A 13,992-nucleotide genomic window follows, 5' to 3' on the forward strand; every position below is an offset into this window, starting at 1 on the left:
GACTATGGGCGCGCGGCGCGACGCCAGTCCCAAGGGGCTACCGGATGGGCATCACGCCAGAGTCCGACGCGACGGTCCCGTGCCGCTTGCTCTGCGACCTCGTAGGTGCTGGCGTCTTCGGCGGACTGCTCCCGTGCGTACTGGCGGTACCACCAAGCCATCCCGGCGGTGATCTGAGCCAACCCTGCATCCAGGGTCTTCGGACACGTACTCACTGCGCAGTAGGGAACGGCGACCAGTACCTTGCCAACCAGGCGTCCGTAGCGGTCGCGTTTGTTGCTCTTCACGACGACGTCTTTGCCGAATACGAGGTCGGACATTGACGCCTTGGATCTCTGCCCGAACGCCTGATTCTTCTCCGGCGCATTGATCCCAGCCACCCTGATCTTGTGCTGCGTCCTATCAGCATCAAGCACGGTGACCGTGTCCCCGTCGGCCACGCCAACCACTCTGCCCGTGATGGTCTCCGCGCTGGCACTCCACGCAGCCAGGGCGATCAACGTCGCCCAGAAAAATCTCCTCGAAATCTCGCTCTCCCTATCTGATGCACGCTGAAACGGGATACCCCGACCGCCCTGTGTGCATATTCTTCGTAACGGTCTGACAACTTTACTGGCTACCGAAATGACCGTCGAACAAACACTCCCTGAATTGATGTCCCCTCGCCAACGGGCGCGCGAGGCCGCGGAAATCATCGCAACCGCCATCGCGCGCTTGCATTCCACGCGCCCCAAAGATGGCGACATTCCTCTTGGCTTCTCGGCACCCGAGCGCGTTCATACGAACCCCTCTACAAAAGGAGTTTTGAAATGAACGCACCCGCAACACCCCTCTCGCTGGCGGCGCAAATCGCTAATCTGCCGAAGCTGCCCATGAAAGCTCTGTGGGCTATCTGGGACAAGTATTTCCCGCAGCGACCGCCGCACCATAACCGGGCTTATGTCGAAGGCCGCGTCGCCTACAAAATTCAAGAGGAAGCGCTGTGCACTACGCTACTTGTCCAAAAACAAATGGCGCGGATTGGCGAAGCCCAATCCAAGATCAAGACGCAGCGCGGCGTCGAAGTTCAGGTCATCCCCGGCACTGTGTTGGTGCGGGAGTTTGACAGCCGCGAACATCGCGTCACCGCGCTGGCAGACGGATCTTTCGAATACGAAGGCCGCCGGTTCAAAAGCCTGTCAGCCGTTGCCCGCCACATCACCGGCACCCAGTGGTCGGGCCCCCTGTTTTTTGGGCTTATCAAGAACAAGCGGCGAGGAGGCGGGAAATGAATAGCGTTGTGACCAAAAAGCGCTGCGCCGTCTACACCCGTGTCTCCACCGACGAGCGCCTGGATCAATCCTTCAACTCTCTTGATGCCCAGCGCGAAGCAGGCCATGCCTACATCGTGAGCCAGCGTGCCGAGGGCTGGTTGCCGGTCGCCGATGACTACGACGACGGCGGCTACTCAGGCGGCAACATGGAACGCCCGGCATTGAAACGGCTGATGGCCGACATCATGGCCGACCAGATCGACATTGTGGTCGTCTACAAGATCGACCGCTTGACACGCAGCCTGGCCGACTTCGCCAAGCTGGTGGAGCTCTTCGAGCGCCACAAGGTGTCGTTCGTGTCGGTGACACAGCAATTCAACACCACCACGTCGATGGGGCGGCTGATGCTGAACATCTTGCTGTCTTTCGCCCAGTTCGAGCGCGAGGTCACCGGCGAGCGCATCCGCGACAAGATCGCCGCCAGCAAGCGCAAGGGTCTATGGATGGGGGGATACACGCCGCTGGGCTACGAGGTCAGAGACCGCAAGCTCGTTGTTGTGGAAAAAGATGCGGAGGTCATCCGGCGAATCTTCATGCGATTTACCGAGACACGCTCCATCACAGACATCGTCCGCGAAATGGCCTTGGAGGGAATCACCACCAAGCCCAACCGCCTGAAGGATGGCTGCGTGCGTAACGGCACGCCAATGGACAAGAAGTACATCTCCAAGGTACTGCGCAACCCGATCTACGTCGGCGAAATTCGCCACAAGGGAGCGGTGTTTGCCGGGCAACACGAGCCCATCATCACGCGCCAGCTGTGGGACCGAGTGCAGGCCATCCTTGCCGAAGATGCCCATCAGCGCATGGGCAAGACCCAGACCCGGCACAAGACCGATGCCTTGTTGCGTGGCCTGATGTTCGGCCCTGATGGCGGCAAATACCACATCACTTACAGCAAGAAGCCATCCGGCAAGAAGTACCGCTACTACATCCCCAAGGCAGACAGCCGTTACGGCTACCGCAGCAGCGCCACCGGGATGATCCCGGCCGACCAAATCGAGGAGGTGGTGGTGAACCTGATTGTGGGGGCGCTCCAGTCGCCAGAAAGCATCCAGGGAGTCTGGAACGCGGTGCGCAGCAAGTACCCGGAGATCGATGAGCCCACGACCTTGCTGGCCATGCGCCGTCTCGGAGAGGTCTGGAAAGCCTTGTTCCCCGCTGAGCAGGTGCGGCTGGTCAATCTGCTGATCGAGCGCGTCCAGCTTCTCTCCGATGGCGTCGATATCGTCTGGCGCGAGTCGGGATGGCGGGAACTGGCCGGTGAGTTGCAGGCGGACAGCATCGGCGGCGAACTGCTGGAAATGGAGATGACCCCATGAACCGCACGTCCAAGAAGCTGATCGGCGATGGCATACCCCACGAGCGCCGCCATCCGCTGGAGGGGGGAGGTGTCCGGATCACGACTTTCGTGCCCTTCCATTTCAAGAAGCGCGGTATCAAAAAGGTAATCGTTGCCCCGGAAGGCGTCACCCAGCCAATTGCCATCACCAGTACCCCGGTACTGACCCCCGAACAGGATCGCCCACTGCTCAAGGCGCTGGGACGCGGTATCTACTGGCAGCAGTTGATCGACAACGGAACGGTGGCCAGCAGCGCCGAAATTGCCGAGCGGGAGTGCATCCACCGTTCCACGGTCAACGATCTGCTGCGGCTGGCGCTTCTCGCCCCTGACATTGTCCAGGCTGCATACGAAGGACGCCTGCCCCGGGCGGTGTCCTTGGAGGCCCTGCTGCGGGCCAAGGTGCCCCTGGACTGGAATGAGCAACGCCGTCTGATCGCGTCCCTCGGGTAGCAGAGGGTCCAGCAAAAAAATTTTCCGCTACGCCAAATGTAGCTGTTGCTACGCCGGATGTAGCGCCTTCCCCGATGAAGGCGTGCATCGGTCATCAACGGCCAGTACAGGACTGGCCACCGGTCGCGCCCGAATCCCTGAGCGGGAAGGAGCACGGCAATGGCCTATTCCATGGCATTGGCTGGGGGCTCCGGTGGAACACCGGCCCTCAATTCCGGCGTCGGCTTCAGTTCGACGCCCACCCCTGAAAGCACGGCGCTGTCCCAGCGCCGATTCCTGAGCGAGGTCGAGCTCGCCAATCGTTGGGGCATGTCCCCCAAGACCCTCACCAGGTGGCGCGGGATGGGAAAGGGCCCCTTTTTCGTCAAGTTCTCGAAGAAGGTGGCCTACCCCCTCGATGGCGAGAACGGGGTGCTCGATTACGAGAAACGCCACGTCTACGCCTCGACGTCCGAACGTGTGCCGGTGAAGGGAGGTCAGTCATGAAAGAACTGACCCTCTACCCAGCCGACCTCGCGGCCATGAGCACGCCCCAGTTGGCAGCGCTACCGATCAGCGACTTCGTCGCAGCCGAACGAAATGTCGATGAGGCCGTCGCTTACCTCAAGAACCTGCGCGCCAAGCTGGATGCCGCCAAGCTCCAGCGGTACGGCGAGCAGGCTCGAGCGGCCCTGCGCGCATCTGGCCGCGATTTCGGCACCGCCCACATTCGCGACGGGGCGCTGCACATCAAGTACGAACTCCCCAAAAGGGTGACCTGGAACCAGATCATCCTCAAGGAGATGGCCGAGCGCATCGTCGCTGCGGGCGACAAGGTCGAGGACTACATCGACATCAAGCTTTCGGTGTCCGAGACCCGCTACAGCAACTGGCCGCAGGCCTTGCAGCAGCAGTTCGCGGCTGCCCGCACGGTCGAGGAAGGCAAGCCGGTCATCACCCTGACGCTCGATGGGGAGGCCGCATGAAAAAGCTCCCCATCGTGTCCGCTATCGAGCGGATGGCCGAGCGCAAGGGCGTGAAGCTGCTGATGCTGGGCAAGTCCGGCATTGGCAAGACCACCCGGCTCAAGGACCTCGACCCGACCACCACGCTGTTCCTCGACATCGAGGCGGGCGATCTTGCCGTGGCTGACTGGCCGGGCGACACCATCCGCCCGGCATCGTGGCCGGAGAGCCGCGACTTCTTCGTGTTCCTCGCGGGTCCCGACAAGTCGCTGCCGCCGGAGGCCGCGTTCTCGCAGGCGCACTACGACCACGTCGTCGAGAAGTTTGGCGACCCGGCGCAACTCGACCGCTACCAGACCTTCTTCCTCGACTCGATCACGCAGCTCTCGCGTCAGTGCTTCGCGTGGTGCAAGACGCAGCCGGGCTCCGTCAGCGACCGCACCGGCAAGACAGACCTGCGCGCAGCCTATGGCCTGCTTGGTCAGGAAATGATCGCCGCGCTGACCCACCTTCAGCACGCACGCGGCAAGAACGTGGTGTTCGTGGCCATCCTCGACGAACGCCTCGATGACTACAACCGCAAGGTGTTCGTGCCCCAGATCGAGGGCAGCAAGACCGCCCTCGAACTGCCCGGCATCGTCGATGAGGTCGTGACGCTGGCCGAGATCAAGGCCGAGGACGGTAGCGCCTACCGCGCGTTCGTCACCCACACCGTCAACCCCTACGGCTTTCCGGCCAAAGACCGCAGTGGTCGCCTCGACCTGCTGGAGCCGCCGCATCTCGGCGCGCTGATCGCCAAGTGCGCGGGCGCAACCGCCACGCCTGCACGCGCCGCCACCCCTATCGAATCTCAGGAGTAATCGCCATGACCACCAACTGGAACGACTTCAACGATGCGGAACAGCAACAGGGCTTCGACCTCATTCCCAAGGGCACGCTGGTGCCGGTGCGCATGACTCTCAAGCCAGGCGGTTATGACGACCCGTCGCAGGGATGGACGGGCGGCTACGCCACCGAATCCTTCGAGACCGGCTCGATCTACCTCGCCGCCGAGTTCGTGGTCACGGCAGGCGACTACGCCAAGCGCAAGATGTGGTCGAACATCGGCCTGCACTCCAAGAAGGGCCCGACCTGGGGCCAGATGGGCCGCAGCTTCATCCGCGCCGTGCTCAACAGCGCGCGCAACGTCCACCCGCAGGACATGAGTCCGCAGGCCGCCGCCGCGCGGCGCATCCAGGGCTTCCATGAACTGGACGGCATCGAGTTTCTGGCCCGCATGGACATCGAGAAGGACGCCAAGGGCCAGGACCGCAACGTGGTCAAGCTCGCGGTCGAACCCGACCACCCCGAGTACGCCAAGCTCATGGGCGTGCCGCCCAAGGCCAAGACCGGCGGCGGCACCTCGGGCGCTCCGGCGCAGGCAGCACCCGCGTATCAGACCTCGGCTACGCAACGCGCACCCGTGACGGGCAAACCGTCCTGGGCACAGTGAGGGAGGCCGTCATGAACGCATCCATGCTCACTGCCAGCCACTACGGCGTCGTGCATTTCGGAGATCTCGACTGCGAGGCGGTCGTGCTCACCACCGGCGAGCGCGGCTATGTCCAGCGCCAACTGGCGCGTGCCTTGGGTCTGCGGGACAAAAGTCCGGGTACGCAAATCGGCGCTTTGATCCGCGAATTTTCCGCTAACTCATTGTCAGTATTCGAAAAAAAAGGGTACGCAAAGGTGCGCCTGCCGTCCGGCCAGATCGGCACGTTCTTCCCGGCGGGCATCCTGAGCGATGTGGCGCTGGGCATCATCGACGCGGCGCTGCAGGGGCGTTTGCATGCCAAGCGGCAGCACATCATCCCCAACTGCCGAAAGATTCTCTCGGCGCTGGCCACCACCGGCGAAGTCGCTCTCATCGACGAGGCCACGGGCTACCAGCACCACCGTGCGCCGGACGCGCTGCAGGAGCTGATCTCCAAGTTGCTGCGCCAGTCCTGCGCATCGTGGGAGCGCCGCTTCCACCCGGACTACTACCGCGCCATCTATCGGTTGTTCGGCTGGAAGTACCAGGGCCACGACCAGAACCCACCGCACGTCGTTGGCCAGATCACGCTGCGCTGGGTCTACGGGCCGGTGCTGCCAGAGGAGCTGCTGGATGAGATCCGCAATCGCAAGGGCATCTCGCAGAAGCATCACCAGTGGCTGTCCGATCAGGGACTCGCGCATTTGGAATCGCAGATTCACGCGGTCACGGCGATTGCGCGCAGCTCGATGAGCTATCCCGACTTCAAGCGCCGCTGCGAGGCCGCCTTTGCTGGCGCTGCCCTGCAGTTGGGCCTGCTGCTCGATGAACTCGAGGAGGGGGCATGAAATGCTGGGTCTGCAAACGACAGGCCCGGGGCTACGGCCACACCGACAACCGCCACAGTGTGGGCGATCCCCGGCGCTATCCCATCGACTGGGTGTTCTGCTCGCGTCGCTGCCAGGACGCATTTCACGCGCTGTACGGCAACTGGCAGCGGGCCAAGGAAGGTCGCATCGACAAGACGGAGGTCGCCATGATTGATCCGTCTGATGTCGAACTGGCCGCAATGCGTCATTGCCTCAAGGCCTTCGGCGAGGCAGCGAGCGAGATCGGCTTCACCAAGCCGCTGGGCGACTACTCCGAAGCCGAAGCTCTGCGGGTAATCGACGCCATCGTCACTTGCTGGTCGGACGCAATGGTCGCGCACCACGAGGAAACCAAGTTTCCGCCCGTGCGGGGCTTGCCGCCCACGCCTGATCCGTTGTCACCTGATGCCGCCAATCCCTTCGCGGATCTGGAGGACGACCTGCCTTGGGATGAACCGAAGGGGAAGAAGCCATGATCGACTTCAATTCCTCATCGAGTATCGCGGGCCAGGTCACCGCCCTGGTCGACGCCGGGTTGCAGTTGGCCCGCGCCCGCCAGTCTGAGCGCCAGTACCTCGGGGCCTCGCGCCTCGGGGTGGCCTGTGAGCGCGCGCTGCAGTTCGAGTACGCGCAAGCACCCGTCGACCAGGGCCGCGAGTCCGATGGCCGGATGCTGCGCATCTTCGAACGTGGCCACGTCATGGAGGACTGCATGGTCGCGTGGCTGCGGGGCGCAGGCTTCGACCTGCGCACGCGCAAGGCGGACGGCGAGCAGTTCGGCTTCTCGGTGGCCGATGGCCGACTGCAGGGCCACATCGACGGCGTCATCGTCGCTGGCCCCGAGGGCTTTGCCTATCCAGCGCTCTGGGAGTGCAAAGCCTTAAGCAACAAGTCCTGGCGCGAGCTGGAGAAAAAGGGCTTGGCCATCGCCAAGCCCATCTATGCCGCGCAAGTGGCGATTTACCAAGCCTATCTCGAACTGCACGAGCATCCGGCGATCTTCACGGCGCTCAATGCCGACACGATGGAGATCTACGCCGAGCGGGTGCCGTTCGACGCTGGGCTTGCGCAGCGCATGTCCGACCGGGCGGTGAAAGTCATCACCGCGACTGAAACAGGCGAATTGCTGCCGCGCGCCTTTGTCGATCCGACCCACTTCGAATGCCGGATGTGCCCCTGGCAGGACCGGTGCTGGAGGACGCAATGAACCATATCGAATCACACGCACCAGAGGCGGAACCGATGGTAGGGACACGGCAAGCCGCCCGTTTGCTCAATCTGCCCACGTACTACTTCACCAAGCCACGGTGCCGCGCCTCCAAGCGCATTCCGCACTATCGGATCGGCCAGATGGTTCGGTTCCGAATGTCAGAGCTCACCGCGTGGGCAGCGGCAGAAGGAGGAGCCCATGACTGACTACCGTGTGCGCATCTCCGTACGCAATGCCCGTCTATTGCGCGCCATCGAGCAGGCAGGCTACCGACCAGGCGCGCGGTTCGCCGCTGCCGTTGGCATCAGCTACTACGGCGCACTGCTGCCCTACCTCAATCTCACGCGCTCTCCGCTGACACCGGATGGGCTGTTGCGGGAGTGCGCATGGGCTTTGTGCGACTTCCTGAATGCATCTCCCTCCGATCTGTGGTCGGATGCACAGCTCCAGCCGCTGGAAAAGAACCATTCCAGCATCGATCTGGATGCAGACAGCGTGCAAGCCCTGACCTGTGGAACGGCGTCTGCCGACCCGCTGCGGCTGGCCAGCCACGCGCAGGCAGGCCGCATCATTCAGGATGCCATCGATTCGCTAACGCCGCGTGAGGCGGACGTGATCCGCGAGCGCTTCTTTGCCGGAGCGTCGCTCGACGAGATCGCCGAGAAGATGAAGGTCACGCGCGAGCGCGTCCGCCAGATCGAGGGGAAGGCACTGCGCAAGTTGCGTCACGAATCTCGCATCCCGCAGGAGCTGGCCGGTGTCGCCGATGTGATCGGAGGTGCTGCCGATGCTTGACTTCAATGACACCCCAAAACCAGTCGAGCCCACGCGCATCCTTGATGACAGCAAACGCGAAGAACTGCGTGCCGAACTGCTCGCGCGTCTTGAATCCGTTCTGACCACCTTGTTCCCGGCGGGTAAGAAGCGCCGTGGCAAATTCCTGATCGGTGATGTGCTGGGCAGTCCTGGCGATAGCCTCGAGGTGGTGCTCGATGGCGAGAAGGCCGGACTGTGGACGGATCGCGCGACGGGCGATGGCGGCGACATCTTTTCGCTAATCGCCGGGCATTCTGGCCTCAATATCCATACCGAGTTCAGTCTTGTTCTGGGTGCGGCTGCTGATCTGCTCGGTCGCGCCCGCGAGATGCCAGTACGCCGATCCCGCAAGAAGGATGCGCCGGTGGACGAACTCGGCCCAGCCACCGCCAAGTGGGATTACCTCGATGAGGCGGGCCGTCTCATCGCCGTCGTCTACCGCTACGACCCACCGGGACGCAAGAAGGAGTTCCGGCCCTGGGACGCCAAGCGGCGCAAGATGACGCCGCCCGAGCCGCGCCCGCTGTACAACCAGCCGGGGATGATCAGCGCCGCACAGGTGGTGCTGGTCGAAGGCGAGAAATGCGCGCAGGCGCTGATCGACGTCGGCATCGTGGCCACCACCGCGATGCACGGGGCGAATGCCCCGGTCGACAAGACCGACTGGTCGCCGCTCAAAGACAAGGCTGTGCTGATCTGGCCCGACCGCGACAAGCCGGGCTGGGAGTACGCCGTGCAGGCGGCCCAGGCCATCCTGGCCGCCGGTGCCAAGTCCTGCCACATCCTCTACCCGCCCGAGGATGCCGCCGAGGGCTGGGACGCGGCGGACGCCATCGCCGAAAGCTTCGACGTCGCCACCTTCCTCACCCACGGCCCGCGTCTGCAGATGCACGACGTGGCCGATGTCGACGAACCGGTGGTCGGCAGCGATGAGTCCGTATGGGGTACGGAGGATGCGCTGGCGCTGGCCTTCACCCGCCGCTACCACCGGGATTGGCGCTATGTCGCGGCGTGGGGTCGTTGGCTGGTGTGGGATGGCCAACGTTGGCGCACCGAGGACACGCTGGCCGCCACCGATCTGATCCGCAGTGTCTGCCGCCAGACCGCCGTGCGCGCTGAAAACCCCAAGGTCGCGGCCAAGTTGGCCAGCGCCAGTACGGTTGGCGGCGTCGAGCGACTGGCGCGTGCCGACCGCAGGCATGCGGCCACCACCGACGAGTGGGATGCCGATCCGTGGCTGCTCAATACGCCCGGTGGCGTGGTCGATCTCAAGACCGGACGCAAGCGGCCAAATGAGCGCTCTGACCGGATGACCAAGATCACCACGGCCACCCCGGACGGCGAATGTTCGCAGTGGATGGCATTCCTGTCCGACATCACGGGCGGCGATGTTGATCTGCAGTCGTATTTGCAGCGCATGGTCGGCTATTGCCTGACCGGCGTGACCAGCGCCCACGCGCTGTTCTTCCTGTACGGCACGGGAGCCAATGGCAAGAGTGTGTTCGCCAACGTCATCAGCACCATCCTCGGCAATTACGCCGCCACGGCATCGATGGAGACTTTCGTCGAAACCCGTGGAGACCGCCATCCGACCGATCTGGCAGGCCTACGTGGCGCGCGCTTCGTGACCGCCATCGAGACCGAGCAAGGCCGACGCCTGAACGAATCCAAGGTCAAGGCCATCACCGGCGGCGACAAGATCTCCGCGCGCTTCATGCACAAGGACTTCTTCGAATACACGCCGCAATTCAAGCCCGTGATCGTGGGCAACCACAAGCCCGCCATTCGCAACATCGATGAGGCAATGCGCAGGCGGCTGCACATGATTCCGTTCACGGTGACGATCCCGCCGGATCGGCGCGATCCGCGCTTGACGGAAAAGCTGCTGGCCGAACGGGACGGCATCCTCGCATGGGCCGTGGCCGGATGCCTTGCCTGGCAGCGCGAGGGATTGAAGCCGCCCGCCAGCGTGCAAGCCGCGACCGAGGAGTATTTCGAGTCCGAGGACGCGCTGGGCCGCTGGATCGACGAGCGCTGTGTGCGGGAGGTCAACGCCAAGTCACTGACCGCAGAGCTGTTCACGGATTGGAAGCAGTGGGCCGAGGCATCGGGCGAGTTCATTGGCTCGCAGCGACGTTTCTCCGATCTGCTGATCACCCGCGGAATCGAGAAGTGGCGCAACGGCATGGGCGTGCGCGGATTCCGGGGCATTGGCCTCAAGCATCCGCCGATGCCTGCCTATACGCCCTATGCGGACGAATGACTCCTCTGAAAACCATGCCGCCTGACACAACCGACACATTTGCACTAAATCGCTCTACACGCGCGCGCACGCACGTGTAGAGAAGTTATGTGCGACTGCGCCAGTTGCGTCAGATCGGCAAGAAACCGGGACTGACCTTATGACCACGACCATCCTTGCCCTCGATCTGGGCACCACCACCGGCTGGGCGCTGCGCGGCAGCGACGGCCACATCACCAGCGGATCGGAAAGTTTCCGGCCACAACGTTTCGAGGGCGGCGGCATGCGCTTTCTGCGCTTCAAACGCTGGCTCACCGAGATCAAGCAATCCTGTGACGGTATCGACGCCGTGTACTTCGAGGAGGTCCGTCGTCATGCCGGGGTTGATGCGGCACACACCTACGGCGGGTTCATGGCTCACCTCACCGCATGGTGCGAGCACCACCAGATCCCGTACCAAGGCGTCCCGGTGGGCACGATCAAGAAGCACGCCACCGGCAAGGGCAACGCGAACAAGGACGAGATGGTGGCGTCCGCCCGTGCTCGCGGTCATGCCCCGGCCAACGACAACGAAGCCGACGCGCTGGCCCTGCTGTCCTGGGCTGTCCATCACCACGACGTTGGTCAGGAGGTGTGATGTGGCCCGCAACCACTGGACGATTGAGGACGTGGCAGCCCGCTTCGAAGAGGCCGCCAGCACTGGGCGACGCCTGCCCCCGGTGCGGGTACAAGGCTATTTCAACACTTGGCCGGCCTTCGTCCGCCAAGAGTGGGAGGCATTCGCAGCCGACGAGAAGGTCTACCGCGCGTACCCACCGAGCCCCGAGGCCATCGACCGGATGCTGGAGACGATGCGCTGGGTGCAGTGGCTGGAAGTCGAGCAGCGCCACCTGGTTTGGATGCGGGCCAAGCGCTACGGCTGGCGCGACATCACAATCCGCTTTGCCTGCGACAGGACGACTGCATGGCGGCGGTGGCAGAAGGCCTTGCAGACAGTAGCCGACCATCTCAACCGCCACATCGTCAAGGGATCGTGTTTGAACGCGAATGGGCGTGGATAGGCTGTCATGCGCTGCCATTGGCAACCAGCAGCGACTTTTGCCCCTGCAACAACGCAGGCCGATCAGGGGTAGTATTTCAGCTATCTTCTGGACAGCAGTGACGGTCGAGGAAGCCGCCCGGACATCCACGGGTCCTTCCTGGCCCAAGCGCGATGCGGGGGGCGCGAGCGCGACGCTTTTTTAGCGTCAGGGCGCAAAGCAGGTTACCACCCGGCCAGGTTACCGGCCCCGGTTACCACCCCGCAGAACGGTGACCGCTCCACCCGAACCCGAACTCACATGACCCGCCCGGCGGCAAGGCCCGGCGGGTTTTGCTTTTGGACTTCTCCCTTGAACACGCTGCACGTCGAGTACCGCCAGGTCGAGGCGCTGATCCCCTACGCGCGCAACCCGCGCACGCATAGCGATGCGCAGATCGCCAAGATCGCCGCTTCCATCGCCGAGTTCGGCTTCACCAATCCGATCCTGGTAGGCAGCGACGGGGTGATCGTCGCCGGACACGGGCGGCTCGCGGCCGCCCGCAAGCTCGGGCTGGAGCGGGTGCCGGTGGTCGTGCTCGATCATCTGACGCCGACCCAGCGCCGGGCGCTCGTGATCGCCGACAACCGCATCGCGGAGAACGCCGGCTGGGACGAGCAACTGCTGCGCATCGAGCTGCAAGACCTGCAGGCCGAGGGCTTCGATCTGGACCTGACCGGCTTCGACGCCGACGCGCTGGCCGAACTGATCGCGGGCGACGAGCCAGACTTTGAGGGCCAGACCGATGAGGACGCGGTGCCCGAGGTCGGCGAGACGCCCATCTCACGCCCCGGCGATGTCTGGATCATGGGCCCGCACCGGCTGCTGTGCGGCGACGCGACCCTGGCCGAGAGCTTTGAGCGGCTGATGCAAGGCGCGGTGGCGGACATGGTGTTCACCGATCCGCCATACAACGTCAACTACGCGAACTCAGCGAAAGACAAGCTGCGCGGCAAGGACCGCGCCATCCTCAACGACAACCTGGGTGACGGCTTCCACGACTTCCTGCTGGCGGCCTTGAGGCCCACCATCGCTCACTGCCGCGGCGCGATCTATGTGGCCATGTCCTCCAGCGAGCTGGACGTGCTGCAATCGGCCTTTCGCGCCGCCGGCGGCCACTGGTCCACCTTCATCATCTGGGCCAAGCACACCTTCACGCTGGGCCGCTCCGACTACCAGCGCCAGTACGAGCCGATCCTCTACGGCTGGCCGGAAGGGGCGAGTCGCCACTGGTGCGGCGACCGCGACCAGGGCGATGTGTGGCAGATCAAGAAGCCGCAGAAGAACGACTTGCACCCAACGATGAAGCCGGTGGAACTCGTCGAGCGGGCGATCCGAAACTCGAGCCGCCCTGGTGATGTCGTACTGGACCCCTTCGGTGGCTCGGGCACGACGCTGATCGCCGCGGAAAAGTCCGGCCGCATCGCCAGGCTGATCGAGCTCGATCCGAAGTACGTGGACGTGATCGTGCGCCGGTGGGAGGACTTCACCGGCCAGCAAGCCACCCGCGAGGCGGATGGCGTGGCGTTCGATCAGGCGGCGTCCTGCTCGATGATCCTGTAGACGCGCTCGCCGCCCTGGGGCTTGTCCGACGCGATGCTCAGGCCCAGTTTCTTCTTGAGCGCTCCGGCCAGGGCGCCGCGCACGGTGTGCGCCTGCCAGCCGGTGACGTCCATGATCTGACGAATCGTGGCGCCCCCAGGACGTCGCAGCATCGCGATCACCTGCGCCTGCTTGCTGTCGGCGCGGGTGCGGCGCGGCGCATCGTCCTTCGCCTGCGTCCACGTGGCTTCGGCAGCGGTCACGGCCGCCTCCAACTCGGGATCGCTCGCAGCGGTTGCCTGCTCCGCGTTGGCGATGATCCGATCGAGCTGGGCTTCGAACGAGCCCACGCGCGGTGTCTTCGCGCCCGGGCGTGGCAGCCCCAGGACGGCGTAGCCCTCGGCGGCGACGAACCAGTCGATCCCCGCGGGGGCGATCAGGGCACGGTTGGCAAGGCCTTCCAGCACCTTCTGGCGCGCTCCGCCCTTGATGTGCTCGGGGAACCAGTCGATCTTGCCGCCAGTGTGCTCGATGGCGTAGGCCAGGATGGCGTGCTGGGCCGGGGTCAGGTTGGTGGTGGTCATGGGCTTGCTCCTTCGCAGGGGTGGATCGGGTGACGGGATGAATGCGCTGTTCGGGGCCCAAGCCAAGCGTTTCTGCTTGGCATGG

At 64.0% G+C, this 13,992-nt stretch carries 18 protein-coding genes; 16 read left to right on the forward strand and 2 right to left on the reverse strand.

The window, feature by feature from the left end; all coding sequences use genetic code 11:
* Positions 1–2 precede the first annotated feature (2 nt).
* Entirely contained in the window at positions 3–500 is a 498-nt protein-coding gene (locus MOJ79_RS10755) for a thermonuclease family protein (protein WP_241924166.1), read from the reverse strand.
* Between the two features lie 124 nt (positions 501–624).
* Between MOJ79_RS10755 and MOJ79_RS10760 the strand changes: the two genes are divergently transcribed.
* The 16 genes from MOJ79_RS10760 to MOJ79_RS10835 all read left to right on the forward strand — a co-directional run bounded on the left by MOJ79_RS10760 (position 625) and on the right by MOJ79_RS10835 (position 13,344).
* On the forward strand, positions 625–813 hold the full coding sequence (locus MOJ79_RS10760) for a hypothetical protein (protein WP_146126055.1): 189 nt from the start codon (positions 625–627) through the stop codon (positions 811–813).
* Complete coding sequence (locus MOJ79_RS10765) at positions 810–1,271, forward strand: DUF2924 domain-containing protein (RefSeq protein ID WP_026330036.1); 462 nt, start codon at positions 810–812, stop codon at positions 1,269–1,271. Before MOJ79_RS10760 ends, MOJ79_RS10765 begins: the two co-directional genes overlap by 4 nt.
* Positions 1,268–2,635, forward strand: coding sequence for a recombinase family protein (locus MOJ79_RS10770; protein ID WP_241924167.1), 1,368 nt, complete (start codon positions 1,268–1,270; stop codon positions 2,633–2,635). The genes MOJ79_RS10765 and MOJ79_RS10770 overlap by 4 nt, the downstream gene beginning before the upstream one ends.
* Positions 2,632–3,108: a hypothetical protein gene (locus MOJ79_RS10775; protein WP_241924168.1), complete on the forward strand. Its 477-nt coding sequence runs from the start codon at positions 2,632–2,634 to the stop codon at positions 3,106–3,108. Before MOJ79_RS10770 ends, MOJ79_RS10775 begins: the two co-directional genes overlap by 4 nt.
* Before the next feature lie 159 nt (positions 3,109–3,267).
* Positions 3,268–3,594 carry a helix-turn-helix transcriptional regulator gene (locus MOJ79_RS10780; protein ID WP_241924169.1) on the forward strand — a complete coding sequence of 109 codons (327 nt, stop codon included), beginning with the start codon at positions 3,268–3,270 and terminating at the stop codon, positions 3,592–3,594.
* The gene (locus MOJ79_RS10785; RefSeq protein WP_241924170.1) at positions 3,591–4,073 is read left to right on the forward strand and encodes a hypothetical protein; all 483 of its coding nucleotides are present in this window, start codon (positions 3,591–3,593) and stop codon (positions 4,071–4,073) included. The genes MOJ79_RS10780 and MOJ79_RS10785 overlap by 4 nt, the downstream gene beginning before the upstream one ends.
* Complete coding sequence (locus tag MOJ79_RS10790; protein ID WP_241924171.1) at positions 4,070–4,912, forward strand: ATP-binding protein; 843 nt, start codon at positions 4,070–4,072, stop codon at positions 4,910–4,912. Before MOJ79_RS10785 ends, MOJ79_RS10790 begins: the two co-directional genes overlap by 4 nt.
* Positions 4,913–4,917: 5 nt before the next feature.
* Entirely contained in the window at positions 4,918–5,544 is a 627-nt protein-coding gene (locus MOJ79_RS10795) for a hypothetical protein (protein ID WP_241924172.1), read from the forward strand.
* An 11-nt stretch (positions 5,545–5,555) separates the two neighbouring features.
* A complete protein-coding gene (locus MOJ79_RS10800; protein WP_026330034.1) occupies positions 5,556–6,413 on the forward strand; it encodes a P63C domain-containing protein in 858 nt (285 codons plus the stop codon).
* Positions 6,410–6,910 carry a DUF6511 domain-containing protein gene (locus MOJ79_RS10805; protein WP_019560061.1) on the forward strand — a complete coding sequence of 167 codons (501 nt, stop codon included), beginning with the start codon at positions 6,410–6,412 and terminating at the stop codon, positions 6,908–6,910. The genes MOJ79_RS10800 and MOJ79_RS10805 overlap by 4 nt, the downstream gene beginning before the upstream one ends.
* Entirely contained in the window at positions 6,907–7,641 is a 735-nt protein-coding gene (locus MOJ79_RS10810; RefSeq protein ID WP_019560060.1) for a PD-(D/E)XK nuclease family protein, read from the forward strand. The genes MOJ79_RS10805 and MOJ79_RS10810 overlap by 4 nt, the downstream gene beginning before the upstream one ends.
* Before the next feature lie 201 nt (positions 7,642–7,842).
* A complete protein-coding gene (locus MOJ79_RS18965) occupies positions 7,843–8,439 on the forward strand; it encodes a sigma-70 family RNA polymerase sigma factor (RefSeq protein WP_019560059.1) in 597 nt (198 codons plus the stop codon).
* Complete coding sequence (locus MOJ79_RS10820; RefSeq protein ID WP_241924173.1) at positions 8,432–10,723, forward strand: phage/plasmid primase, P4 family; 2,292 nt, start codon at positions 8,432–8,434, stop codon at positions 10,721–10,723. Before MOJ79_RS18965 ends, MOJ79_RS10820 begins: the two co-directional genes overlap by 8 nt.
* A gap of 139 nt (positions 10,724–10,862) precedes the next feature.
* Complete coding sequence (locus MOJ79_RS10825) at positions 10,863–11,339, forward strand: crossover junction endodeoxyribonuclease RuvC (protein WP_019560057.1); 477 nt, start codon at positions 10,863–10,865, stop codon at positions 11,337–11,339.
* A gap of 1 nt (position 11,340) precedes the next feature.
* Complete coding sequence (locus tag MOJ79_RS10830) at positions 11,341–11,763, forward strand: DUF6362 family protein (RefSeq protein ID WP_019560056.1); 423 nt, start codon at positions 11,341–11,343, stop codon at positions 11,761–11,763.
* A gap of 330 nt (positions 11,764–12,093) precedes the next feature.
* Positions 12,094–13,344 (forward strand): site-specific DNA-methyltransferase, encoded by a 1,251-nt coding sequence (locus MOJ79_RS10835; protein WP_241924174.1) that lies wholly within the window; start codon positions 12,094–12,096, stop codon positions 13,342–13,344.
* On the opposite strand, the gene MOJ79_RS10840 is transcribed toward MOJ79_RS10835, so the two are convergent.
* Positions 13,314–13,907 carry a DUF3489 domain-containing protein gene (locus MOJ79_RS10840; protein WP_241924175.1) on the reverse strand — a complete coding sequence of 198 codons (594 nt, stop codon included), beginning with the start codon at positions 13,905–13,907 and terminating at the stop codon, positions 13,314–13,316. The two genes, MOJ79_RS10835 and MOJ79_RS10840, sit on opposite strands and share 31 nt — an antisense overlap.
* Between the last annotated feature and the right edge of the window lie 85 nt (positions 13,908–13,992).

Origin of the sequence: Calidifontimicrobium sp. SYSU G02091 (assembly GCF_022631395.1) — a bacterium.
Lineage (GTDB): Bacteria > Pseudomonadota > Gammaproteobacteria > Burkholderiales > Burkholderiaceae_C > Calidifontimicrobium > Calidifontimicrobium sediminis.